General features: G+C 69.8%; 22 protein-coding genes. 5 read left to right on the forward strand and 17 right to left on the reverse strand.

Translation table 11 applies throughout. The features are described 5' to 3' along the window. Positions 1 to 45: 45 nt before the first annotated feature. From zapE to FG99_RS25300, 4 genes are read right to left on the reverse strand one after another with little or no spacing between them, the layout of a single operon-like run. Positions 46 to 1,152: a cell division protein ZapE gene (gene zapE, locus FG99_RS25285; protein ID WP_043272876.1), complete on the reverse strand. Its 1,107-nt coding sequence runs from the start codon at positions 1,150 to 1,152 to the stop codon at positions 46 to 48. 9 nt (positions 1,153 to 1,161) lie between these two features. After that, on the reverse strand, positions 1,162 to 1,665 hold the full coding sequence (locus tag FG99_RS25290) for an outer membrane lipoprotein YfiB (protein WP_043272877.1): 504 nt from the start codon (positions 1,663 to 1,665) through the stop codon (positions 1,162 to 1,164). Further along, complete coding sequence (locus FG99_RS25295; protein WP_009621858.1) at positions 1,640 to 2,947, reverse strand: diguanylate cyclase DgcN/YfiN; 1,308 nt, start codon at positions 2,945 to 2,947, stop codon at positions 1,640 to 1,642. Before FG99_RS25295 ends, FG99_RS25290 begins: the two co-directional genes overlap by 26 nt. Next, a complete protein-coding gene (locus FG99_RS25300) occupies positions 2,944 to 3,507 on the reverse strand; it encodes a regulatory sequestration protein YfiR (protein WP_043272878.1) in 564 nt (187 codons plus the stop codon). The genes FG99_RS25295 and FG99_RS25300 overlap by 4 nt, the downstream gene beginning before the upstream one ends. A gap of 275 nt (positions 3,508 to 3,782) precedes the next feature. On the opposite strand from FG99_RS25300, the gene FG99_RS25305 reads away from it, so the two are divergent. Further along, on the forward strand, positions 3,783 to 4,424 hold the full coding sequence (locus FG99_RS25305; protein WP_009621854.1) for an HD domain-containing protein: 642 nt from the start codon (positions 3,783 to 3,785) through the stop codon (positions 4,422 to 4,424). A 17-nt stretch (positions 4,425 to 4,441) separates the two neighbouring features. Here the strand turns inward: FG99_RS25305 and FG99_RS25310 are convergent, their stop codons facing one another. Further along, a complete protein-coding gene (locus FG99_RS25310; RefSeq protein ID WP_043272880.1) occupies positions 4,442 to 5,341 on the reverse strand; it encodes a LysR family transcriptional regulator in 900 nt (299 codons plus the stop codon). Positions 5,342 to 5,462: 121 nt separating this feature from the next. Between FG99_RS25310 and FG99_RS25315 the strand changes: the two genes are divergently transcribed. Beyond that, positions 5,463 to 6,221: an SDR family NAD(P)-dependent oxidoreductase gene (locus FG99_RS25315; protein ID WP_043272882.1), complete on the forward strand. Its 759-nt coding sequence runs from the start codon at positions 5,463 to 5,465 to the stop codon at positions 6,219 to 6,221. A 291-nt stretch (positions 6,222 to 6,512) separates the two neighbouring features. Here the strand turns inward: FG99_RS25315 and FG99_RS25320 are convergent, their stop codons facing one another. The 6 genes from FG99_RS25320 to FG99_RS25345 form a co-directional block, all read right to left on the reverse strand. After that, positions 6,513 to 6,833, reverse strand: coding sequence for a DUF2025 family protein (locus FG99_RS25320; protein ID WP_009621849.1), 321 nt, complete (start codon positions 6,831 to 6,833; stop codon positions 6,513 to 6,515). Between the two features lie 63 nt (positions 6,834 to 6,896). Continuing rightward, positions 6,897 to 8,069: a 5-demethoxyubiquinol-8 5-hydroxylase UbiM gene (ubiM, locus tag FG99_RS25325; RefSeq protein ID WP_043272883.1), complete on the reverse strand. Its 1,173-nt coding sequence runs from the start codon at positions 8,067 to 8,069 to the stop codon at positions 6,897 to 6,899. 128 nt (positions 8,070 to 8,197) lie between these two features. Beyond that, entirely contained in the window at positions 8,198 to 9,334 is a 1,137-nt protein-coding gene (locus FG99_RS25330; protein ID WP_043272884.1) for a saccharopine dehydrogenase family protein, read from the reverse strand. Between the two features lie 86 nt (positions 9,335 to 9,420). Then, positions 9,421 to 9,822 (reverse strand): GFA family protein, encoded by a 402-nt coding sequence (locus tag FG99_RS25335; protein ID WP_043272885.1) that lies wholly within the window; start codon positions 9,820 to 9,822, stop codon positions 9,421 to 9,423. An 81-nt stretch (positions 9,823 to 9,903) separates the two neighbouring features. Beyond that, on the reverse strand, positions 9,904 to 10,167 hold the full coding sequence (locus tag FG99_RS25340; RefSeq protein ID WP_232244811.1) for a DUF6021 family protein: 264 nt from the start codon (positions 10,165 to 10,167) through the stop codon (positions 9,904 to 9,906). Positions 10,168 to 10,247: 80 nt separating this feature from the next. Next, positions 10,248 to 11,132 (reverse strand): LysR family transcriptional regulator, encoded by an 885-nt coding sequence (locus tag FG99_RS25345; RefSeq protein WP_043272887.1) that lies wholly within the window; start codon positions 11,130 to 11,132, stop codon positions 10,248 to 10,250. A gap of 105 nt (positions 11,133 to 11,237) precedes the next feature. Here FG99_RS25345 and FG99_RS25350 point away from each other — a divergent pair, with 105 nt between their 5' ends. Both FG99_RS25350 and FG99_RS25355 read left to right on the forward strand, forming a co-directional pair. Then, the gene (locus FG99_RS25350; RefSeq protein ID WP_043272889.1) at positions 11,238 to 11,960 is read left to right on the forward strand and encodes a CTP synthase C-terminal region-related (seleno)protein; all 723 of its coding nucleotides are present in this window, start codon (positions 11,238 to 11,240) and stop codon (positions 11,958 to 11,960) included. Further along, on the forward strand, positions 11,957 to 12,289 hold the full coding sequence (locus tag FG99_RS25355) for an antibiotic biosynthesis monooxygenase family protein (RefSeq protein ID WP_043272891.1): 333 nt from the start codon (positions 11,957 to 11,959) through the stop codon (positions 12,287 to 12,289). Before FG99_RS25350 ends, FG99_RS25355 begins: the two co-directional genes overlap by 4 nt. 258 nt (positions 12,290 to 12,547) lie before the next feature. On the opposite strand, the gene FG99_RS25360 is transcribed toward FG99_RS25355, so the two are convergent. After that, positions 12,548 to 12,862 carry an AzlD domain-containing protein gene (locus tag FG99_RS25360; protein WP_009621832.1) on the reverse strand — a complete coding sequence of 105 codons (315 nt, stop codon included), beginning with the start codon at positions 12,860 to 12,862 and terminating at the stop codon, positions 12,548 to 12,550. Next, on the reverse strand, positions 12,859 to 13,557 hold the full coding sequence (locus tag FG99_RS25365; RefSeq protein ID WP_043272892.1) for an AzlC family ABC transporter permease: 699 nt from the start codon (positions 13,555 to 13,557) through the stop codon (positions 12,859 to 12,861). The genes FG99_RS25360 and FG99_RS25365 overlap by 4 nt, the downstream gene beginning before the upstream one ends. Positions 13,558 to 13,759: 202 nt before the next feature. On the opposite strand from FG99_RS25365, the gene FG99_RS25370 reads away from it, so the two are divergent. Further along, positions 13,760 to 14,305 (forward strand): C40 family peptidase, encoded by a 546-nt coding sequence (locus FG99_RS25370; RefSeq protein ID WP_009621828.1) that lies wholly within the window; start codon positions 13,760 to 13,762, stop codon positions 14,303 to 14,305. 271 nt (positions 14,306 to 14,576) lie between these two features. Here FG99_RS25370 and FG99_RS25375 read toward each other — a convergent pair whose 3' ends face one another. The 4 genes from FG99_RS25375 to FG99_RS25390 are packed head-to-tail and all read right to left on the reverse strand — an operon-like array spanning position 14,577 to position 23,603. Continuing rightward, a complete protein-coding gene (locus FG99_RS25375; protein ID WP_043272894.1) occupies positions 14,577 to 16,064 on the reverse strand; it encodes an efflux transporter outer membrane subunit in 1,488 nt (495 codons plus the stop codon). After that, the gene (locus FG99_RS25380; protein ID WP_043272896.1) at positions 16,061 to 19,171 is read right to left on the reverse strand and encodes a multidrug efflux RND transporter permease subunit; all 3,111 of its coding nucleotides are present in this window, start codon (positions 19,169 to 19,171) and stop codon (positions 16,061 to 16,063) included. The genes FG99_RS25375 and FG99_RS25380 overlap by 4 nt, the downstream gene beginning before the upstream one ends. Beyond that, on the reverse strand, positions 19,171 to 22,296 hold the full coding sequence (locus FG99_RS25385; protein ID WP_043272897.1) for an MdtB/MuxB family multidrug efflux RND transporter permease subunit: 3,126 nt from the start codon (positions 22,294 to 22,296) through the stop codon (positions 19,171 to 19,173). Before FG99_RS25385 ends, FG99_RS25380 begins: the two co-directional genes overlap by 1 nt. Further along, a complete protein-coding gene (locus tag FG99_RS25390) occupies positions 22,293 to 23,603 on the reverse strand; it encodes an MdtA/MuxA family multidrug efflux RND transporter periplasmic adaptor subunit (RefSeq protein WP_024128895.1) in 1,311 nt (436 codons plus the stop codon). The genes FG99_RS25385 and FG99_RS25390 overlap by 4 nt, the downstream gene beginning before the upstream one ends. Between the last annotated feature and the right edge of the window lie 205 nt (positions 23,604 to 23,808).

Consider the following 23,808-nt stretch of genomic DNA (forward strand, 5'->3'; position numbering starts at 1 on the left):
ATCGACAAGTCTGGAACAGCTCCGACGAATGCGCCCGCGGGCCGCTCAGCGGCCGAAGCGGCTGGTCTGCATCTCGCGCAGGCGGCTCAGGGTGCGGCGGAACGGGAATTCCAGGCCGCCCCGGGTGTAGAGCGCCTCCAGCACCACCTCGGCCTCCAGGTACAGCGGCACGCCACGGTCGTAGCATTCGTCGACCAGGGCGATGAAGCGGCGCACGCCGTCGTCCCGGGCCGACAGCGCCGGCAACTGGCGGTCGCCGGCGGCCACACGCCGGGCGCCGTCCTCGGTGCCGCGGGCGATGCGCGCCTCGCGGCGCTCGCCGCCCAGCTTGGGGATGTCGCCGAGCAGGATGGCGTGGAAGCGGTCGCACAGGCCGATGAAATCCTGGGCCGACCAGGGCCGCTCGCAGAGGTCGGCATAGCGGCACCAGAGCACCCCGCGGCCGTGGCGCACCACGGCCAGCTCGCGGTGGCCCAGCGCCAGCGGCGCCGCGCTACCGCTGCCGGCCAGCGCGGCGAACACGTAGCCCAGGGCGCTGGGCACGCCGGCGCGGCACAGCCAGTAGCGCTGCACCGGCGCGCCCGGGTGCAGGCGGTGGTCCTGGCCGCCGTCGGTGGCCAGCACCTGCATGTGGCGCTCCAGGGCGGCGATGGCCGGGAGGAAGCGCTCGCGGTTGAAGCCGTCGGCGTACAGCCCCCGGGGCGGCTGGTTGGAGGTGGCGACCACCACCACGCCCTGCTCGAACATGGCCTGCAGCAGGCCGCCCAGCAGCATGGCGTCGCCGATGTCGCTGACGAAGAGTTCGTCGAAGCACAGCACCCGCACCTCGCCCGCCAGCTCGGCAGCCAGCGCCTGCAAGGGCGAGGCGGTGCCGGACAGCTGGAACAGGCGGCGGTGCACCCACTGCATGAAATGATGGAAATGCTGGCGCCGCGCGGGCACCCGCAGGCTGGCGTGGAAGCGGTCCAGCAGCCAGGTCTTGCCGCGCCCCACCGGGCCCCACAGGTACACGCCCAACGGCCGCTCGCCACGGTGCAGGGCCGCCTGGCATTCCTCCAGGCGCTGTGCCGCGTGCCATTGCGCGGCATCCTCGACGAACCCCCGCTCGCTCACAGCGAGGCGGTAGGCAGCCAATGGCGAAGACCGCTCCACGGCGACTCCTTACTCGGCCGGGACGATGATGGAGACCCGGCGGTTCTCCATGCGCCCGGCGGCGCTACTGTTGTCCGCCACCGGGCGCTGCATGCCGCGGCCGATGACTTCGAGGTTGTCCCGGGGCATGCCGATGCCGGCCAGCACCTGGGCCACAGACTGTGCCCGGCGCACCGAGAGCTGCTGATTGTAACCCGCATCGCCGTAGGAATCGGTATGGCCTTCCAGGCGCAGCTTGTCGATGCCCACCGCCAGCAACGCATGGCCGATGCGCTCGACCTCGCCGCGGCTGGACGGGTCGATGCTGTCGACGTTGTTGCCGAACAGCACCTTGCTCGACAACCCCAGTTCCCAGCCCTCGTCGCCCAGCTGGAAGCCCTGCTGCTGGAGGGCTGCGACCTGTTCGGCGCTCAGCCCCTTCTGCGGCGTCGGCGGCGTCTGGCAGCCGGCCAGCAGCAGCGTCAGCAGCAGGCCGATGAACAGACGGCTAGGTTTCAGGGGCTTGGCTATCACGGGCTATCTCCTTGTAGTCCTCGGTGTTGGAATCCGTGTCCTCGCCGGCCAGGCTGCGCATGCCCCGGCCGCGGCGCTTGGCCTGGTACATGGCGCCGTCGGCGCGGTGCAGCAGCTCGGCCAGGGTGCGCCCGTGGCGCGGGTAGAGCGCCACGCCGACGCTCAGCGAGGTGCTGATGCTGCTGCCGTCCGGCAGGGCGATGGGCGCCGCCATGCTGGCCAGGATGTCGTCGGCGACGCGCAGCGCCGCGCGGCTGTCCGGCAGCGGCGCCAGCAGCACGGCGAATTCGTCGCCACCCAGGCGCGCCACCAGGTCGCTGTCGCGCAGCTGGCCGCGGATGCGCTCGGCGATGGCCACCAGCACCCGGTCGCCGGCCGCGTGGCCGAGTTCGTCGTTGATCGCCTTGAAGCGGTCGGAGTCGATGTACAGCACCGCCGCCTGCTCGCCGCGCTGGGCCAGCTCGCGCAGGGTGCGGCTCAGGCGGCCCTCGAAGAAAGCGCGGTTGGGCAGGTGGGTGAGGCTGTCGTGGTTGGCCTGGTGCGCCAGGGAGGCATTCTCGCGCTCCAGGTGCTGCTGCCAGGCTTCCAACTCGTCGAGCAGCGCGTTGAAGTCGCCGCCCAGCTCGTCCAGCTCGGCGATGCGCGCCGAGGGCACGCGCCGCGAGAACTGGCGGTCGCGGCGCACCGCGTGGGCCACCCGAGCCAGGCGGTCGAGCGGCGTGACGATGCGGCTGACCATGCGCCGCGACAGGTAGAAGGCGCCCAGGGCGGTCAGCGCCAGGCAGCCGAGCATGCCGCCCAGGCCGGTGATCAGGAAGGTCAGCAGGCGCCCGCCGGTGCCGGTCAGGCGGATTTCGCCGATCTGCCGGCCGTCGTGGACGATGGGCTGCACTTCCTCGTGGTTGAGCCACCAGCGCCCGACGAAATGCCGCAGCGCGCTCACTCCGTGGCCGCGCTCCCAGGTCGCCAGCAGGCGGCCCTGGGCGTCGTACACGGCGCAGCGGCGCACTTCCTCGGTGCTGGCCACCAGGCGCAGGGCTTCCTCGGCGGCGGCGCTGTCGTTGAACACCACCGCGGCCTCAACGGTGTAGGCCATCGAACGGCCGATCAGGTGCAGGTTGTGCTCGGCATAGGCGCGCAGGGTGAGCAGGCCGACCACCGCCACCGCCAGCCCGGCCATGCACACCGAGGCCAGGGCCACCCCCAGGTGCGCACGGTACAGCAGGCGGCCCAGCGACTTGCGCCGGGTGCTGCGGCGCTCGGTCAGGCGCGGCAGGTTCATGGCTGGCCCCTCCGCCGGCCGAGGTTGAGCACGTTGGGGTGCACCCGCACGCCGCTGTGCGCCACCGAATCCAGGTTCACCGCGAAGGACGGCGGCGTGGCGCTGAAGTCCAGGCAGAACACGCTGCCGACGCTGCAGTCGGGGTCGTGCTCGCTGAGCGACAGCACCGGGTGCCCGGCGACCCCGGCGAACGCGCGCCGGCGCTGCGCCTCATCCAGAAGGCCGAGATAGAGGACGTTGCAGCGCTCGCCCAGGGCGGGGTCGTCCACCTGCGCGCGGCGCACCTCGACGCGGCGGCCGTTGGCCTGCAGCAGGCTGCCCCGGCGCAGCAGGTCCTCGGCGTATTCGCTTTCGCCCAGCACGCACAGCTCCAGGGTCTGCGGCTCCCGCGGCCAGCGCACGTAGCTGAGGATGCCCAGCAGCATGCCGCGCAGGGCTGCGCCATCGCCGTCCGCGGCGCCGGAAGCCGCCAGGCACAGGGGCGCCGCCAGCACCCACAGGGTGAGTACCAGGGCACGCTGCAGCAGTGCGGGACGAAGGGAGGGAAAAACGAAGGACACGATGACGGCTCGGCGAGTACCAATACGGCGACAGCACGCGCGGCATCTTAATGGATTGCGGCAGGAATGTGACGTAGAACTGACTTTTAGCTTGACCTGGAACAAGTTTCGTCAGTTTTATGACGTCATTTTCAGCGGAGTCTTACCAGCAGTTGGCAGCGCATCGGCTTCACTTGGCAGGATTTGTCTCTCTGAATCGATTGCTGCCAACGCGGCGCGGGCTTCCAATGAGGGCACGGCAGCACAGCGCCGCAACCACTCACCAGGAGGCCGCCATGACCCTCGACATCCAAGGGGTGAAAGTCCCCGACAGCCAGCTCGCCCGCGAGATCACCGAACTGGTGCGCGACACCGCCACCCCGCTGCTGTTCCACCACTCCTCGCGGGTGTACTACTGGGGCGCGCTGGCCGGCGCCCGCCGGGGCCTGCAGTACGACGCCGAGCTGCTCTACGCCGGCGCCATGTTCCACGACATGGGCCTGCTGCCGCGCTACTGCAGCAAGTGCGAGCGCTTCGAGGTGGACGGCGCCGACTGCGCCGCCGAGTTCCTGCGCAGCCACGGCATCGCCGAGCGCGACGTGGAGACCGTCTGGACCGCCATCGCCCTGCACACCACGCCGGGCATCCCGCAGCACATGCGCGCGGAGATCGCCCTGGTCACTGCCGGGGTGGAGATGGACGTGCTGGGCATCGACTACGCCGAGTTCCCCGAAGCCGTGCGCGACGCCGTGGTGGCCGCCCACCCGCGCGGCGGCGACTTCAAGAACGACATCATCGAAGCCTTCTACCAAGGCATCAAGGACAAGCCGCAGACCACCTTCGGCAACGTCAAGGCCGACGTCCTGGCCCTGAAGGACGCGCAGTTCGAACGCGCCGACTTCTGCCGGATCATCCTCGACTCGGACTGGCCGAGCTGAGGTTGTCCGCGGCCGGCTCAGAGGCCGGCCGCCTCCTCCACCAGGCCCTGCAGCCACTGCATGAACAGCCGCACCCGCGGCGGCTGGCGGCGGTGCGCGTAGAGCAGCGTCACCTCCAGCGGCGCCGGGCGCAGGTCCGGCAGCACCTCCAGCAGGCGACCGTCGGCCAGGTAGTCGCGCAGGCCGTGGCGCGGCGCCTGGATGATGCCCAGCCCGCCGAGGCAGGCGCCCTCGTAGGCCTCGGCGTTGTTCACCGTCACGCTGCCGGCCATCGGCAGAAAGTGCGTCCTGCCCTCGCGGCAGTATTCGAAGCCCGCCGGTCGCGTGCCCAGCACGGGGACGTAGTGAACCAAGCGGTGCCCGGCCAGGTCGTCCAGGCTGCGTGGAATGCCGAAGGCCTGCAGGTAGGCGGGGCTGGCGCAATTCACCTGCTCGAAGCCGCCCAGCGGGCGCGCCACCAGCGAGGCGTCCGCGGCGCCGCCCACGCGCAGCACGCAGTCGAAGCCTTCGCGCACCAGGTCGACGCGGCGGTCGGTGCTGCTCACTTCCAGTTCCAGCTGCGGATGGCGGGCGGTGAATTCGCCCAGGCGCGGCATCACCACCTTGCGCGCCACTATGGTCGGCATGTCCACCCGCAGGCGCCCGGCGAGCACCTCGCCGTCGCGGCGGAACAGCCCCTGCAGCTCGTCCATCTGCGCCAGCAGCTCCTTGCTACGCTCGTAGAACACCAGGCCGTCCTGGGTCGCCCGGACCTTGCGCGTGGTGCGCTGCAACAGGCGGGTGCCGAGCAGTTCCTCCAGCGCCTGGACCTGCTCGGAAACGCTGGAGCGCGGCAGCCCCAGCTGCTCGCCGGCCTGGGTGAAGCTGGAGAGTTCGGTGACGCGCACGAAGGTGCGCAACAGTTCGGGCTTGATCATGGGCGGCGGGGCCTGCGGATTGTTCGGCTATTACGATCAGTATTTCCGATTCCGCCAGGTTTATCAGCAACCAGCAGGACAATAACCTTGTCCCCGAAGCCAACCCCACAGGAGCCACGCCATGTCCCGCAAGATCGCCCTCATCACCGGCGCCAGCCGCGGTCTGGGCCGCAACGCCGCACTGCACCTGGCCGAAGCCGGCGTCGACATCATCGGTACCTACCGCAGCCAGGCCGACGAAGCCCGCATCGTCGCCGACGAGATCGAACAGCACGGCGCCCGGGTGCGGATGCTGCCCCTGGACGTCGCCGACAGCGCCGGCTTCTCCGACTTCGCCCAGCACGTGGAGAGCGTGCTGAAGGAGCACTTCGGCCGCCCGCAGTTCGACTACCTGGTGAACAACGCCGGCATCGGCATCCACGCGGCCTTCGCCGAGACCACCGAGGCGCAGTTCGACCAGTTGCTGAACATCCACCTCAAGGGCCCCTTCTTCCTCACCCAGAAGCTGCTGCCGCTGCTCGCCGATGGCGGGCGCATCCTCAACGTCTCCACCGGCCTCACCCGCTTCACCCTGCCCGGCCATGCCGCCTACGCGGCCATGAAGGGTGCCATGGAGGTGCTGACCCGCTACCAGGCCAAGGAACTGGGCGGGCGCGGCATCTCGGTGAATATCCTCGCCCCTGGCGCCATCGAGACCGACTTCAGCGGTGGCCTGGTGCGCGACAATGCCGAGGTCAACCGGCAGATCGCCGGCAACACCGCGCTGGGCCGCACCGGTCTGCCGGACGACATCGGCGGCGCCGTGGTCGCGCTGCTGGCCGACAACAGCCGCTGGATCAACGGCCAGCGGGTGGAGGCCTCCGGCGGCATGTTCCTCTGAGCCTGCCGGCCATCCTGGCGCCCTTGGGCAACGGCGTTATCCGCCGAATCGCGGGCGGAGTCCGCTCCTACCCCACCGGCAAACACGACGCCGCGTAGGATGGCGTTGAGCGAAGCGATACCCATCGCCACGACCGCATGGGTTTCGCCAAGGCTCAACCCATCCTACGAAAAGCGCCTCGGCGCAGCCGGCAGGGAAGCTCGGTCGTAGGAGCGGACTCCGTCCGCGATTGGACTCACCGGCCACACCTGGCGCCCCAATGCATTGGCCGACGCTTCCAGGCGGCGCCGGCTACTTCAGCTGGCGCTGGGCGCAGATTTCCGGCAGGTCGGTGCGCCGCAGGTAGGTCTGCAGCGCCTCGCCGAATTCCAGGCGCTCGGCGATGTTCTGCGCCTGGAGGATCTGCAGGCATTCGCGGCTGAGGGTCATCAGCTCGCCGGTCTTCTGCGCCCAGACGAACTCGCAGGCCGGGACGATGCTGTCCTCGTCCACGTCGAGGCCGAAGGAGTCCTCGCTGAAGCGCACCAGGTACTTGCCGGTCTTGCGGTTGAAGCCGACGAAGCCCTTCAGGCGATCGGCGGCGGCGCAGATGTCGGCGGATGTCAGGGCCATGGTCTTTCCTCCCGTTCTTTCTCGGATCGCGGCCCGCGCCCTCCCCCGGGCCAGGCCGGTGTGTCAGGCGTTCTGCGTCAGGTGCCGGGCGATGGCCTGGCGCAGCGGCGGCAGGCCCTGGGCCAGGCGCAGGCCGGCGTTGCGCAGCAGGCGCGCCGGCGGGCGCGGGTCGTTGTACAGCCCGGCGATCAGGCTGGTGGCCTGGTACAGCGGCCAGGTCGCCAGGCGGTGCGCCAGGGCGTAGCGGCGCAGCGGACCGGCGGCGCCCGGGTCGCCGCCCTTGCGTTTGGCCGCCAGCACTTCGGCGGCCAGGCGCCGGGCGCTCTGCAGGCCGAAGTTGAAGCCGTGGGCGGTGACCGGGTGCATGCCCACCGCCGCGTCACCCAGCAGCGCGCAGCGCGGGCCGGCGAAGCGGTCGGCGTAGACGCCCACCAGCGGGTAGCAATGGCGCTGCCCGAGCAGGGCCATGCTGCCCAGGCGGTGTTCGAAGCGGCGCTCGATGTCGCGGGCGAAGGCTGCTTCGTCCAGCGCCATTACCTGGGCCATCTCGTGCTGCGGCAGGGTCAGCACCACCGACGAGACGTCGCCGTTGAGCGGCAGCAGGGCCAGGGTCTGGCCGTAGCCGAACCATTCCCAGGCCACCTGCTGGTGGGGCTTGGCGTGGGCCATGCGGCAGACCAGCATGGTCTTGCCGAAGTCTTCCATGCGCGCGCCTATGCCGAGCATGCGGCGGGTTTCCGAGAAGCGGCTGTCGGCGGCCACCAGCAGGTCGGCGGTCAGTTGCTCGCCGTCGTCGAGGGTGAGCCGGGCGCGGTCGCCGGCGACCCTGGCCGATTGCAGTGCGCGGCCGTCGAGCAGGGTCACGTCGGCGCAGTCCTGCACCTCCTCGAAGGCGGCGCGGCGGATCGCCCGGTTCGGCACCAGGTGGCCGAGCTGGCCGGCGCCGGCCAGGCCGGCATCGATGCGCAGGGCGAATAGAGAGGGGCCGTTGAGCACCTGGGCATCGCGCAGCGGCGCGATGTCCTGGGCGGCCAGCCGCGGCCAGATACCGAGCCGTTGCAGTTGGTTGCGCGAGGCGTGCGTCAGGGCGATCTCACGGCCGTCTTCCGCCGGCTCGGCCAGGGCGGCGCGGGCCTGGCGCTCGATCAGCAGGATCGACAGGCCATGGCCGGACAGGGCGCGGGCCAGGCAGAGCCCGGCGGGGCCGGCGCCGACGATGGCGATATCCACGTTCATGGGTGACTCCTCTCGCGGGATGGGCGGCCACGGAGTCTAGGGCGGGCGCCCGGCGCGTTTCTTGTCGTGGATCAGTAGCCGGCGGCGGACGGGCCTGCGGCGCCGGCGCGCATACCGCTTGCGGGGTATCAGCCGCGGGCGCTCTCCGACCCCAGCTCGCGCAGGCCATGGCGCACGCTCAGGCCTTCCAGCTCGGCGAGGTAGTCGTCCAGGCCCAGCAGGCCGACGCAGGGCGTGGCGCCGCGCTTGTCCAGGCGCCCGGCCGCCAGCTTGCGGGCCAGGGCCACTGCCGCCATGCAGGGGATGTTCGGCCCGTGGTCGTCGGCCGCCTGCAGCTCCCAGCACAGGCGCAGGGGCCGGCCGTCGGCGCCCTCGCCTTCCAGGCGCACGAACATGCCGCTGCGCCCGTCGCCCAGCGGCTCCAGGCCCTGGGCCAGGCGTTGCAGCCAGGGGCTCAGGCGGCTGGCGTCGCGCAGCACGCCCAGGCGCACCAGCCAGGACAGCGCCCAGGTGCCGAAATGCGTGCTGCGCAGGCCCAGGCCGGCGCCGAAGCGCACTTCGCGCACCGTTGGGTAGCGCTGCGGGAAGAGTTCCAGATCGGGCACGTCGCAGTTGGCCAGCCAGCGCCGCCCCAGGGGCGCCGGGAAGCGGTGGGCGACCAGGTCCTGCCAGCCGTACACCGCCTGCCAGCGGCCGTCGCGCAACTGGCGCAGCGGCTTGCCGCAGTAGCCGAGCACGGCCGCCAGGGTGGCCTGGCCGGGAATCTTCGCCGACGAGCTGATGCCGTGGTGGATGACGTCCAGGCGGGCGAAGCGCGGCAGCAGTTCATCGACCACCGCGGCGCTGAGCGCCGGCACCGAACTGGCGCCGGCGCACACCAGCACCCCGGCGCTGCGCGCCGCGCGGTCCAGCTCGCCGATGGCGCAGACGAATTCGCGGGCGTCGGCCAGGTCGACGTAGTGCGCCCCCGCCGCTACCGCGGCGCGCGCCGCCCGGTAGTCCTGGGCCTGGAACGGGCCGGCGGTGGAAATCAGCAGGTCCACCCCCAGCTCGCGCAGGCGCCCGGCGAGGGTCGGCTGGTTCATGTCCAGGCACACCGCCTCGCCGCCCACCTCCGCGGCCAGCAGGCCGGCGCGCTTGCGGTCGCGCCCGGCGACCAGCACGCGCATGCCGTCGATGCCGGCCAGGCGGCGGACGATCAGGCTGCCGAAATTGCCATAGCCGCCGAGCACCATGACGCGAAAATGGCCGGGTGATGCCGACATCGTTTCTCCTTGACGATCAGCCACTCAAACGGCCCACAGGGTAACGCGCGGTGAACGCAACGAACATGACAACCTCGCCGCCGCGCTCAACCGGGCTTGCCGGCGGGATGGCGCGGCAGGTCGTCGTCCAGCGGCCACCAGTTGGCCGCCGAGGCCACGTAGTAATGAGCCTCCGGACGGCTCGGCAACTCCCCGTCGAGGGCGCCGGCACGCAGCCGCAGGATGCCGGGCAAGGCGTCGCGCTCGCTGTAGATCGGCGAGCCGCAGCGCGCGCAGAACCAGCGGCGCTTGCCCGGCGAGGACTCGAAGGTGCGCAGCTGTTCCTGGCCCGCCAGCAGGCGCAGGGCCTCGCGGCGCACCGGGATGTTGGTGGCGAAAGGCCCGCCCTGGGCCTTGCGGCACTGCCCGCAGTGGCAGACCTGGATGGGCGCCAGCTCGCCTTCGAGCACGAAGGCGATGGCGCCGCACAGACAGCTTCCCCGGTACATGCCTTGCTCCCCTATCCATGAAAGACGCCAGTCTAGGGGATGTGCACGGACGATGCAGCCCTGCCGTTGGCTGGTCCGGCCTCAGTCGCCATAAGGCGGGTACTGCTCGCCCGGCGCGCGTTTGTGGCGCTGCGGGCTGGGGCCTTCGCGGGGTGGGTGAGGTGGCTGCGGCGGGTCGATCTGCGGGTCGGCCAGGTCCGGCGAGTCGGGGTCGAAGCCCAGGCTCCTGACAATTTCCGCGTCCTGCTCGGCGTCCCGCGGGTAGCCCGGCAGGCCGCGGGCGGCGTTTTCGCCATCGCGTTGCGGCCAGGGGCTGCCCAGCCATTTGTGCAGAGTCGGGTTCATGACGACCTCCGGTCGATGCGGCGATGGCCATTGGAGGGACGGCGGCGGGCGCAGGTTCGTTCTTTTCGTCGGATGGCCGTTCAACGCCCGTCGGCTTGCGGCAGGCGGATGTGCCGCGCCAGCTCCTCGAACAGCGTGACCACGGTGCGCAGGGCCCGGCAATCCGGCCGCGTCAGCAGCCACAGCGCGGTGGCGCAGCCCGGCAGGTCATATTGCAGCACGCGCAGGCCGTCGCCTTCGCGCAGCAGGTAGTCCGGCAGCGCCGCCAGGCCCAGGCCGGCGCGGCACAGCTCGAGCACCGAGAGGATGCTGCCGCAGCGGTAGGCCGGGGTGAGCGCCGGGTACAGCTGGCGGCGCCAGGCGACGCTGGGGTGGTCGGGCATGAATTCGTCCGGGGCGATCCAGCTCAGCTCGCTCCAGTCACGCCCGGCCTGGGCGGCCAGGTAGTCCTCGTGGGCGCACAGGGCGTAGCGCACCTCGCCCAGGCAGCGGCCCACCAGGTATTCCGGCGGCGCGGTGGTCAGGCGCAGGGCGACGTCGGCGTCGCGCCGGCTGAGGTTGGCGAAGGCATTGGAGGTGGACAGCTCCAGGTGCAGGCCGGGATAGCCGCCCATGAAGCGGCCCAGCGCCGGCAGCAGCAGGCCGTGCAGCACGGCGTCGGTACAGGTCAGGCGCACCGTGCCGCTGAGCACTTCGCGGCCCTGCTCCAGGCCCACCCGCGCCGCCTCCAGGGCCTGCTCGGCCAGTTCCGCCTGGCGCGCCAGCTGTTGCGCGGTGGCGCTGGGCAGGTAGCCGGCGCGGCCCTTCTCGAACAACGCCATGCCCAGGGCCTTCTCCAGCCGGCGCACCGCGCGGAACACCGTGGACACGTCCACCGCCAGCAGTTCGGCGGCCCGCGCCAGGTTGCCGCCGCGCACCAGGGCCAGTACCAGGGAAAGGTCGGCATATTCCAGTCGATATTGCATGAGCGCACTCTTGAATTGCGCAACCGCCCATTTCGATTGCATCGGCGCAACTATAAATTGCCCAGCGAAGCCCGCCAACGGGCGCCAGCGCAGGGGACACGAACGATGCGAAAGGTGCGGAAAGTACTGCGGATCGGCCTGATCGGCGACCGCGACAGCCGGGTCACCGCGCACTGGGCCATTCCCCTGGCGCTGCAGCAGGCGCTGCTGCCCCACGCCGGCGCCCTGCGCCTGGAGTGGCTGGATACCGAGCGCCTGGCCAGCGGCCTGGCGCTGGACGCCTACTCCGGCTTCTGGTGCACCCCCGGCAGCCCCTACCGCAGCACCGAGGGCGCGCTGCGCGCCATCCGTCACGCGCGCACCCGCGGCGTGCCCTACCTGGGCACCTGCGCCGGCTTCCAGCACGCCCTGCTGGAGCGCGCCCGCAACGTCCTGGGCTGGGACGACGCCGCCCACGGCGAGATCGAGCCCCGCGCGGCGCGGCGGGTGATCCACGCCCTGCCCTGCTCGCTGATCGAGGTGCGCGAGGACATCCGCCTGCAGCCCGGCTCGCGCCTGGCCAGCGTCTACGGCAAGCCGAGCATCCGCGAAGGCTACCGCTGCAGCTACGGCGTCAACCCGGACTACCAGCAGGCGCTGTTCGACAGCGGCCTGCACGCCAGCGCCCACGGCGAGGACGGCAGCATCCGTGCCCTGGAGGCCAGCGACCACCCGTTCTTCGTCGCCACCCTGTTCCAACCCGAGCGCAAGGCCCTGGCCGGAATCGGCGTGCCCCTGGCCGAAGCCTTCCTGCGCGCCGCCAACCAGTACGCGAGGAACGCAGCATGATCGCCATGACGCCCGAACCGCCCTACTACGCGGTGATCTTCACTTCGCTGCGCACGCCGGTGGAGGCCGGCTATGGCGAGGCGGCCGAGCGCATGCTCGAGCTGGCTGCGGAACAGCCGGGGTTCCTGGGGGTGGAGTCGGCGCGCGGGGCGGACGGGCTGGGTATCACGGTGTCGTACTGGCAGGACGAAGACAGCATTCGCCGGTGGCGGGAGAATGCCGAGCACAAGCTGGCGCGTGAAGGTGGACGGCGGGATTGGTACGAGCGTTTTCGCGTGCGGGTGGCGAGGGTCGAGCGGGCCTATGGGTTCGAACGCCACTGCCCGTAGGGCGCATAACGCCTACGGCGTTATCCGCCGTTTAGCCTTTAGCCCCGGCGACTCCAGGGGAGACCTGGGCGTTGGCCATGGCGTCGGTGTATCGGCGGATAACCGCGAACGGTTATTCGCCCTACGGATCCAGGGGCGCACGGTCGTAGGATGGGGTGACCTGCGAAACCCATGCTGCCACGGCGATGGGTATCGCTTCGCTCAACACCATCCTACGAAAGACGCCGCCATGTAGGAGCGGACTCCGTCCGCGATTCGCTACAACCACCAGCGCAACAGGAAGAACACCCCCATGCTCAGCAGCACGCTGAGCAGCGTGTTGCGCGTCCACAGCACCAGCCCCACCGCCACCAGCGAGCCCAGCAGGTAGGGGTTGTCCAGGCGCAGGTTCAGTTGGTGCTCGGGCAGGAACACGATGGGCCCGCAGATGGCCGTGAGCATCCCCGGCACGGCGAAGCCGAGGAACTGCCGGACGTTGCTGCCCAGGCGGATGGGCAGGCGCGGTTCGAGGAACACGTAGCGGTTGAAGAAGACGATCAGCCCCATGCCGATGATCACGGCCCACACCATCATGCCGACCTCCCGCCGAACTTGTTGCAGACAAAGCCCGCGGTCATGCCCGCCAGGCCCGCGAGCACCAGGGCCGAGCCCAGTTGCCAGTAGCTGAACAGCACCGAGCAGAACAGCGACACCGCCACGCAGACCACCGTCGGCACGCTGCGCACCACCGGCGCGATCAGCGCCACGAAGGTGGCGGCCACGGAGAAGTCCAGGCCCAGGTGCTCCAGGCCCGGGATGCTGCTGCCCAGCAGCACGCCGGCCAGGGTGAAGAGGTTCCAGGCCACGTAGAAGGTCAGGCCCACGCCCAGGGCGTACCAGCGGTTGAAGGTCTCGCGGTCGTGCTGGCTGGTCAGGGCGAAGAATTCGTCGGTGAGCAGGAAGCCCAGGCCCAGGCGCCAGCGCCCGGGCAGGCCGGCGATCACCGGGCGCATGCTCATGCCGTAGAGCAGGTGCTGCGAGGTCAGCAGCAGCGTGGTGATCATGATCGAGAAGAACCCGGCGCCGCCCTTGAGCATGCCGATGGCCACCAGTTGCGCGGCGCCGGCGAAGACGATGGCCGACAGGCCCTGGCCGTGCAGCGGCGAGAGGCCGGCCTCGATGGCCAGCGAGCCGGCCAGCAGGCCCCAGGGCAGCACCGCGATGGACAGCGGCAGGATGGCAATGGCGCCCTTGAGGAAGGCGCGGGAGGGAAGTAGTTGTTCTGACATGGATGACGCTTTCGAGGCAGTAAGGCGCCCAGCTTGGCAGAAACCTTCGTCGCCCGTCTTGAACGTTCTTGCGCACTTGCCAGTGGCGCATTGGAAAGTGTTAGGCACTTTCCGCCTGGAGTAGATGAATTTTCCGACTGACCGTTCGTAGGCCGATACCTAGGATGGCTGCAGCTCCCACTACCTCCTTGCGGTCCCTGTCGTGCGTATCTTCCTGCTGTCGTTGTTCTGCCTGTTTCCCCTGGCCACATCGGCCGACCTGCTGGACGCGCCGACCTGGCGCAGCTACCAGGCGCAGGAAGGCGCCCTGACGCAGTTCTTCCGCCCCGGCGCGCAGCCCGGCCTGAAGCCCGGCGCCCCGGACGGCGACATGCACCGCCTGCTGCAGAGCGCGCAGGAACTGGTGGGCACGCCGTACCGCTGGGGAGGTACCTCGGCGAAAACCGGCTTCGATTGCAGCGGCCTGCTGGTCTACCTGTTCCGCAAGGAGATCGGCCTGGAACTGCCGCGCACCACCCGTTCAATGATCCGCCAGAAGCACCGCCAGGTGCCGCGCCACGCGCTCAAGCCGGGGGATGCGGTGTTCTTCAGCCACAATGGCGGCGCGCGGGTCAGCCATGTCGGGCTGTACCTGGGCGACGACCGCTTCATTCACGCGCCGCGCAGCGGCAAGTCGGTGCGCATCGATTCGTTGAGCAACAATTATTGGGATCGTAATTTCACCACGGCGCGGCGGTTCAGGCACTGAAGTTCGCGGTTATCCGCCGATACACCGGGGCCACAGCCAACGCCCAGGTCAGCCCCGGAGCCGCCGGGAACCGAGGCCAAACGGCGGATAACGCCATAGGCGTTATGCGCCCTACGCCGAACCGTGACGTAGGGCGTATAACCGTTCGCGGTTATCCGCCGATACACCGGGGCCACAGCCAACGCCCAGGTCAACCCCGGAGCCGCCGGGAACCGAGGTCAAACGGCGGATAACGCCGTAGGCGTTATGCGCCCTACGGAGAGGGGCGGGGTCAATCGGCCTTGGCCGCCTTCTCGCCTTCGGTGGCGATCTGGCCGGCGTCCCAGCCGCCGCCCATGGCGGCTATCAGTTGCACGCTGGCCACCAGGCGGTTGCCGTAGAGGCTCAGGACGTTGCGCTCGTTGGACAGCGCGGTGGTCTGGGTGGTGACCACGCTGTTGTAGTCCACGGTGCCGGCCTTGTACTGGTTGCTGGTCAGGCGCAGGGCTTCGCGGGCGGCGTCCAGGGCTTCGTTCTGCGCCCCGCTCTCCTCTTCCAGCACCTTGAGCTGGACCATGTAGTCCTCCACCTCGCGCATGCCGTCGAGCACGGTCTGGCGGTAGCTGGCCACGGTCTGGTCGTAGCTGGCCTCGGCCTGTTCCACCTGGGAGGAAATCAGGCCGCCGTCGAACAGCGTCATGGCGAACTGCGGGCCGATGGACCAGTAGCGGTTGGGCGTCTCGATCCAGTCGTGGAAGCTGCCGCTGCGGTAGCCGCCGGCGGCGCTGAGGGTCAGGTCGGGGTACCAGGCGGCCTTGGCCACGCCGATCTTGGCGTTGGCCGAGATCACCTGGCGCTCGGCGGCGGCGATGTCCGGGCGCCGCTCCAGCAGCTGCGAGGGTACCAGCGCCGGGATCGCCGGCAGCTTCGGCACCTGGCCGGTGGCGGCCAGGCCGAAGTTGGCCGGAGCCTGGCCCACCAGCACGGCGATGGCGTGCTCCAACTGCGCGCGCTGGTACTTGAGGTCGATGGCCTGGGCCTCGGTGCTCTTGAGCTGGGTGCGCGCCTGGGCCACGTCGGCCTTGGTGACGATGCCGGCGTTGTACTGGTTGGTGGTCAGCTTGAGCGCGCGCTCGTAGGCCTCGACCGTGTCGTTGAGCAGCTTGATCTGCTGGTCCATGACGCGCAGCTGCAGGTAGTTCTGCGCCAGTTGCGACTGCAGCGACAGGCGCGAGGCGGCCAGGTCCGCGGCGCTGGCGTCGCGGCTGGCGGTGTCGGCTTCCAGCTGGCGGCGCAGCTTGCCCCACAGGTCCAGTTCCCAGCTCACGCCCAGGCTCGCGCTGTAGCTGTTGCTGATGCCGCCGCTGCCGCCACTGCTGACCGTGGAGCCATCGGGCAGGCGCACGCTGCCGCTGCCACTGCCGCCCTGGCCGGAGCGGGTCTTGCCAACGTCGGCGCTGATGGTCGGGAAGAAGGAGGCGCGCGAGCCCTTCACCAGGGCGGCGGCCTGGCGGTAGGAGGCCTCGGACTGCGCCAGGGTCTGGTTGGCCTTGAGCAGGCGCTGCTGCAGGTCGTCCAGGACCGGGTCGGCGTACAGCGTCCACCACTGGCCGTGGCCGCCCGGGTCGGCCGGCTGCGCCAGGCGCCAGCCCTCGCCTTCCTTGAAGGCGGCCGGCACGCTCAGCTCGGGGCGCTTGTAGTCGGGGCCGACCGCGCAGCCGGCGAGCGCCGCGCACAGCGCCAGGGCGAGCAGGCTGCGGGATGGGTTCGGGCGGTTCATAGCGGAGTCTCCAGGGCGCCGTCGGTGCGCACGCCGCGCTTCTGGTTGACCCAGTGGCGCAGGCGGTCGAGGTAGAGGTAGACCACGGGGGTGGTGTAGAGGGTGAGCAGCTGGCTGCCGATCAGGCCGCCGACGATGGTCATGCCCAGCGGGCGGCGCAGCGCGGCGTCGCCGCCGATGCCGAAGATCAGCGGCAGCGCGCCGAGGATGGCGGCCAGGGTGGTCATCATGATCGGCCGGAAGCGCTTCATGCAGGCTTCGAGGATGGCCTCGCGCGGCGACAGGCCGAGGGTGCGTTCGGCGTCCAGGGCGAAGTCGATCATCATGATCGCGTTCTTCTTGACGATGCCGATCAGCAGGATCACCCCGATCAGCGCGATCAGCGACAGCTCGGTGCGGAACAGCAACAGCGTCAGCAGCGCGCCCACGCCCGCCGAGGGCAGCGTGGAGAGGATGGTCAGCGGGTGCACGTAGCTTTCGTAGAGGATGCCCAGGACGATGTAGACCGCCACCAGCGCCAGCAGGATCAGCCAGGGCATGTCGTTCTGGGTGTCCTGCACGGCGCCGGCGTTGCCTTCGAAGGTGGCCTGGATTTCCAGCGGCAGGTGCAGCGGCTCCAGCGCCGCCATCACCGCGTCGCGGGCCGGGCCGATGAGCGCGCCGGGGGCCAGGTTGAAGGAGAAGGTGGTGGCGGCGAACTGCCCCTGGTGGTTGACCGCCAGCGGCGCGCGGCTGGGCTCCACGTGGGTGAAGGCCGACAGCGGCACCTGCTGGCCGTCGCTGCCGATCACGTAGACCTGGCGCAGCTCTTCGGGGGTCTGCTGGAACGGCTGGTCCACCTCCATCACCACGTGGTACTGGTTCAGCGGGTTGAAGATGGTCGACACCTGGCGCTGGCCGTAGGCGTTGTTCAGCACCGCGTCCACCGCCGCCACGTCGATGCCGAGGCTGGCCGCGCGATCGCGGTCGATAACCAGGCGGCTCTGCACGCCCTTGTCCTGGGCGTCGCTGTTGACGTCCACCAGTTGCGGGACCTTGTTCAGCACCGCCTCGACCTTCGGCGCCCAGTCGCGCAGCAGGGTGAGGTCGTCGCTGCGCAGGGTGAACTCGTACTGCGCGTTGCTCTGCCGGCCGCCGATGCGCACGTCCTGGCCGGCGGTGAGGTAGAGGTTGGCGCCGGGGATTTCCGCCAGCTTCTTGCGCAGCCGCGCGACTATGGCCTCGGCGGAGTCGCGCTCGGTGATGGGCTTGAGGGTGACGAAGAAGGAGCCGGTGTTGCTCGACTGCCACCTGCCGCCGCCGACGAAGCCGACCACGTTCTCCACCCCCGGGTCCCGGGAGAGGATGTTGCGGAACTCCGCCATCTTCTTGTCCAGGGCCTGGAAGGAAATGCTCTGGTCGGCCACCGCGAAGCCGCGCAGGCGCCCGGAGTCCTGTTGCGGCAGGAAGCCCTTGGGCACGATGGCGAACAGGTAGAGGTTCAGCGCGATGCAGCCGAACATGATCACCACCATCAGCCGCGAGTGCTCCAGCGCCCAGGCGAGGCTGGCGCGGTAGCGCAGCATGAAGGCGACGAAGTAGCGGTTGCTCTGCCGCGCCACCGAGGCCTTCTGCGGCCGCTCGGCGCGGCGCAGCAAGCGCGCGCAGAGCATGGGCGTGAGCGTCAGGGAAACCACCAGCGAAACCAGGATGGCCGCCGCCAGGGTCACCGAGAACTCGCGGAACAGCCGCCCGGTGATGCCGCCCATGAGCAGCAGCGGGATGAACACCGCCACCAGCGAGAGGGTCATCGACAGCACCGTGAAGCTCACCTCGCGGGCGCCGCGGATGGCCGCCCGGATCGGGTGGTCGCCCTCCTCGATGCGCCGGGCGATGTTCTCCACCACGACGATGGCGTCGTCCACCACGAAGCCGGTGGCGATGATCAGCGCCATCAGCGACAGGTTGTTCAGCGAGAAGCCGCACAGGTACATGACGGCGAAGGTGCCCACCAGCGACACCGGCACCGCCAGGCTGGGGATCAGCGTGGCGCGGCCGTTGCGCAGGAACAGGTAGACCACCAGGATCACCAGCAGCACCGAGATCACCAGGGTCAGCTCGGCCTCCTCCAGGGAGGAGCGGATCGACGGGCTGCGGTCGTCCATGACGCTGAGCTTGACCTGCGGGCCGAGCACGTCCTGGATGATCGGCAACTGCGCGTGGATGGCGTCGGTGGCCTCGATGATGTTGGCGCCGGGCTGGCGGGTGACGATCAGCAGCACCGCCGGCAGGTTGTCGGAGAAGCCGGCGTTGCGCACGTCCTCCACCGAGTCGCTGACCTTGGCCACGTCGCGCAGGCGCACCGCGGCGTTGGTCTCGGCGTTGTAGTGGATGATCAGCGGCGCGTACTCGCTGGCCTTGCGCAGCTGGTCGTTGGCGTCCACCTGCCAGTGCCGCTCGCCGAACTCCAGGGCGCCCTTGGGCCCGGTGGCGTTGGTGTTGTCGATGGCGGTGCGCACCGTGTCCAGGGAAATGCCGTAGTGGCTGAGCTGGTCCGGGTTGACGTCCACCCGCACCGCCGGCAGCGAGGAGCCGCCGATGCTCACCTGGCCCACGCCCTTCACCTGGGACAGCTTGGGCGAGACGATGGTCGAGGCCAGGTCGTACATCTGCCCGCGGGTGTAGGTGTCCGAGGTCAGGGTGAGGATCATGATCGGCTGGTCCGACGGGTTCGCCTTGCGGTACGTCGGGTTGTTCGGCATGCCGGTGGGCAGCAGGCTCATGGCCGCGTTGATCGCCGACTGCACCTCGCGGGCGGCGCCGTCGATGTCCTTGGACAGGTCGAACTGGACGATGACGGTGGTGTTGCCCAGGGAACTGGTGGAGGTCATGTCGGTGACCCCGGCGATGCGCCCCAGCGAGCGCTCCAGCGGCGTGGCCACGGTGCTGGCCATGGTCTCCGGGCTGGCGCCGGGCAGCGCCGCCTGCACCACGATGGTCGGGAAATCGACGTTGGGCAGCGGCGCCACCGGCAGCAGGCCGAAGGACAGCGCCCCGGCCAGCAGCAGCGCCAGGGTCAGCAGCAAGGTCGCCACCGGCCGCAGGATGAACGGGCGGGAGATGTTCATCAGCCCTGCTCCAGGCCTTCGTCGGGGCTGTTCACGTCCAGCCCGTGGCGCTTGCGCCAGTTGGCCCAGCGCAGCGCCAGGCGGTCGAAGTAGAGGTAGATCACCGGGGTGGTGAACAGCGTCAGCAGCTGGCTCAGCAGCAGGCCGCCGACCATGGTCACGCCCAGCGGCTGGCGCAACTCGGCGCCGGCGCCGCCGGCGAGCATCAGCGGCAGCGCGCCCAGCAGCGCGGCCATGGTGGTCATCAGGATCGGCCGGAAGCGCAGCAGGCAGGCCTGGTAGATGGCCTCATGGGGCGGCTTGCCCTCGTTGCGTTCGGCATCCAGGGCGAAGTCGATCATCATGATCGCGTTCTTCTTGACGATGCCGATCAGCAGGATGATGCCGATGATCGCCACGATGCCGATGTCCTGCCCGGCCAGCATCAGCGCCAGCAGCGCGCCCACGCCGGCCGAGGGCAGCGTGGAGAGGATGGTGATCGGGTGGATGAAGCTCTCGTAGAGGATGCCCAGCACGATGTACATGGTGACGATGGACGCCAGCACCAGCAGCAGGGTGTTGGACAGCGACGCCTCGAAGGCCTCGGCGGCGCCGCGGAAGCTGCCTTCCAGGCTGGCCGGCATCTGCATCTGCGCCTCGACGTCGCGGATGGCCTGCACCGCCTCGCCCAGGGCCACGCCCTTGGCCAGGTTGAAGGACAGCGTCGCCGAGGGGAACTGGGCGATGTGGTTGACCGCCAGCAGGGTGTGGCGCTCCTCCACCTTCGCCAGGCTCGACAGACGCACCTGGGTGCCGTCGCTGGCCGGCACGTAGAGGTTCTCCAGCGACTGCGGGCCGAGCTGGAAGTCCGGCGCCACCTCCAGCACCACGCGGTACTGGGTGGCCTGGGTGAAGATGGTGGAGATCAGCCGCTGGCCGAAGGCGCTGTAGAGCACGCTGTCGATGCTCGACAGGCTCACGCCCAGGCGCGAGGCGGTGTCGCGGTCGATGTCGATGTAGGCCTGCAGGCCCTTGTCCTGCCAGTCGCTGGCCACGTCGGCCAGCTGCGGCAGCTGCTGCAGGCGCTCAACCAGCTTGGGCACCCACTCGGCGAGCACCTCGGGGTCGGCGTCCTGCAGGGTGAACTGGTACTGGGTGCGGGCGATGCGGTCCTCGATGGTGAGGTCCTGCACCGGCTGCAGGTACAGCTTGATGCCGGCGACCTTGTCCAGCTCCGGCTGCAGGCGGCGGATCACCTCGCTGGCGGTGAGGTCGCGCTCGCTGTGGGGCTTGAGGTTGATCAGCATGCGCCCGGTGTTGAGGGTGGCGTTGCTGCCGTCGACGCCGATGAACGACGACAGGCTCTCCACGTCCGGGTCGGCCAGGACTACCTTGGCCAGTTCCTGCTGGCGGCTGGCCATGGCCTGGAAGGAGATCGACTGCGGCGCCTCGGCGATGCCCTGGATCACCCCGGTGTCCTGCACCGGGAAGAAGCCCTTGGGCATGAACAGGTAGAGCGCGGCGGTCAGCAGCAGGGTGCCGATGGCCACCAGCAGGGTCAGCCCCTGGTGGCGCAGCACCACGCGCAGGGCGGCGGCGTAGCGCTCGATCATGCGTTCGATGAAGCGCCCGGCGGCGCGGGCGAAGCGGCCTTCCTGCTCCGGCTCGATGTGCTTGAGCAGCTTGGCGGCGAGCATCGGCGTGAGGGTCAGGGAGACGAAGCCGGAAATCAGGATGGCCACCGCCAGGGTCACGGCGAACTCGCGGAACAGCCGCCCGGCCACGTCGCCCATGAACAGCAGCGGGATGAGCACGGCGATCAGCGAGAAGGTCAGCGAGATGATGGTGAAGCCGATCTGCCTGGAGCCCTTGAGCGCCGCTTCCAGGGGGCTGTCGCCCTGCTCCAGGTAGCGGGCGATGTTCTCCACCATGACGATGGCGTCGTCCACCACGAAGCCGGTGGCGATGGTCAGCGCCATCAGCGTCAGGTTGTTGATGGAGAAGCCGGCCAGGTACATGACGCCGAAGGTGCCGATCAGCGACAGCGGCACGGCGAAGCTGGGGATCAGGGTGGCCGAGAGGTTGCGCAGGAACAGGAAGGTGACCATCACCACCAGGCACACGGCGAGGAACAGCTCGAACTGCACGTCGGCCACCGAGGCGCGGATGGTGGTGGTGCGGTCGGTGAGCACCGTGACTTCCAGGTTGCCCGGCAGGGTCGCCTGCAGCTGCGGCAGCATCTTCTTGACGCTGTCCACCACCTCGATGACGTTGGCCCCCGGCTGGCGCTGGATGTTCAGCACCACCGCCGGGGTGTCGTTGGCCCAGGCGGCCAGGCGCACGTTCTCGGCATCGTCCTCGACGCTGGCGACGTCGCGCACGCGCAGCGGCGAGCCGTTCTTGTAGGCGATGATCAGGTCGCGGTAGGCGTCGGCGGACTTGAGCTGGTCGTTGGCGTCGAGGGTCGAGGAGCGCGTCGGGCCGTCGAAGCTGCCCTTGGGCCCGTTGAGGTTGTTGCTGGTGATGGTGCTCTGCAGGTCCTCCAGGCTCAAGCCGGCGGCGGCCAGGGCCGCGGGGTTGGCGCGGATGCGCACGGCCGGGCGCTGGCCGCCACTGATGCTGACCAGGCCGACGCCGGAGATCTGCGAGATTTTCTGCGCCAGGCGCGTATCGACCAGGTCCTGGATCTTCGGCAGCGGCATGTCCGGGGACATCACCGCCAGGGTCAGGATGGGCGCGTCGGCCGGGTTGACCTTGCTGTACACCGGCTGGTTGGGCAGGTCCTTGGGCAGCAGGCTCTGCGCGGTGTTGATCGCCGCCTGCACTTCCTGCTCGGCTACGTCCAGGTCGACCTGCAGGCTAAACTGCAGGGTGATCACCGAGGCGCCGCCGGAGCTGGTGGAGGACATCTCGTTGAGCCCGGGGATCTGCCCCAGCTGGTTCTCCAGCGGCGCGGTGACCGAGGAGGTCATGATGTCCGGGCTGGCGCCGGGGTACAGGGTGACCACCTGGATGGTCGGGTAGTCCACCTCCGGCAGCGCCGAGATCGGCAGGAAGCGGTAGGCGATGATGCCCGACAGCAGGATCGCCACCATCAACAGCGTGGTGGCGACCGGCCGCAGGATGAACAGGCGCGACGGGTTCATTCGCTCTTACCGCTGTCCTGGGCCGGGGAGCCCGAGCCGAAGGGTTTCGGCGAGGCCGCCTCGCCCTCCTCGGTGGCGGCGGCGCGGGCCTGTTCGTCGCTGGCGACTATGTGCAGGAGGGTGCCGTCGCGCAGGCGGTCGGTGCCTTCCACCACCACGCGCTGGCCTTCCTTCAGGCCCTCGGTGATGACCACCCGCTCGTTCTCGCTGGTGCCCAGGCTGACCAGCTGGCGCTTGGCCTTGTTCCCGGCGTCGGCGATGTACACGTAGGTGCCGTCGTTGCCGCGCTGCACGGCGTTGGCCGGGATGGTCAGCACGCCATGCAGTGTCTCGGCGAGCAGCCGCACGTTGACGAACTGGTTGGGGAACAGCTTCTGGTCGGCGTTCTCGAAGACGGCCTTGAGCTTGACCGTGCCGGTGGTGGTGTCGATCTGGTTGTCGAGGGTCTTGAGCACGCCGCTGGCGAGGGTCAGGTTCTGGTTGCGGTCCAGCGCCTCCACCGGCACCGGCTGGCTGCCGGACAGCTGGCGGGCGACGGTGCCCAGCTGCTGCTGCGGCAGGCTGAACACCACGGAGATCGGCTTGACCTGGGTGATCACCACCAGCGGCGTGGTGTCGCCGGAGGTGACCAGGTTGCCGACGTCCACCTGGCGCAGGCCGACACGGCCGGAGATGGGCGCGCGCACCTGGGTGAACTCGAGGTTGAGCTTGGCGTCGTCGACCTGGCCCTGGTTGGTGCGCAGGGTGCCTTCGTACTGGCGCACCAGGGCTTCCTGGGTGTCGAGGGTCTGCTTGGCAATGGAGTCCTCGGCATACAGCCCCTTGTAGCGCGCCAGGTCGATCTGCGCGTTCTTCAGCTGCGCCTGGTTCTGCTGCAGGGTGCCCACCGCCTGGTCCAGCGCCGCCTGGAAGGGCCGCGGGTCGATCACCGCGAGGACGTCGCCGGCCTTGACCTGCTGGCCTTCCTGGAACGGCACCTTGACCAGCTGGCCGCTGACCCGCGCCCGCACGTTCACCGTGTTGTAGGCGGTGACGGTGCCCAGCGCGTGGTAGTGCACCGGCAGGTCGCCCTTGGCCACCGGCGCCACGCTGACGGTGATGGCCGTGCCGCCGCCCTGCCCGCCCGGCCCGCGCCCGGCCATGGCCGCCCCGCGAGCGCCGCGCCCGCCGCCGGCCTGGGGCTCCGGCGCCGAGCTGGTCTTGTGCAGCCACATGCTCAGCCCCACCACGGCGGCGAAGACGGCGGCGGTGATCAGCCAGGGGCGCAGCTTGCGGAGTTTCGAGGGCGTTCCATTGCTTGGAGTCATAGCGGTCATCAGGCGGCCAAAGGTTGGGATGATAACGAGGCGCAAGGCAAAGCGCCGCATCCACGACGCGGCGCCCACACTTCTATACCTTCAGGGTCGAACGATAAGCACAGCAAGGCGCCGGGCAAAGTCTCTTTACCCGCTATTTACCTTTGTTTTACCGAGAGTTACGGCGCCCGGGCGAGGTTGCGCCGCAACTGTTGCC

Origin of the sequence: Pseudomonas sp. AAC, from assembly GCF_000725445.1 — a bacterium.
Taxonomy (GTDB): domain Bacteria; phylum Pseudomonadota; class Gammaproteobacteria; order Pseudomonadales; family Pseudomonadaceae; genus Pseudomonas; species Pseudomonas citronellolis.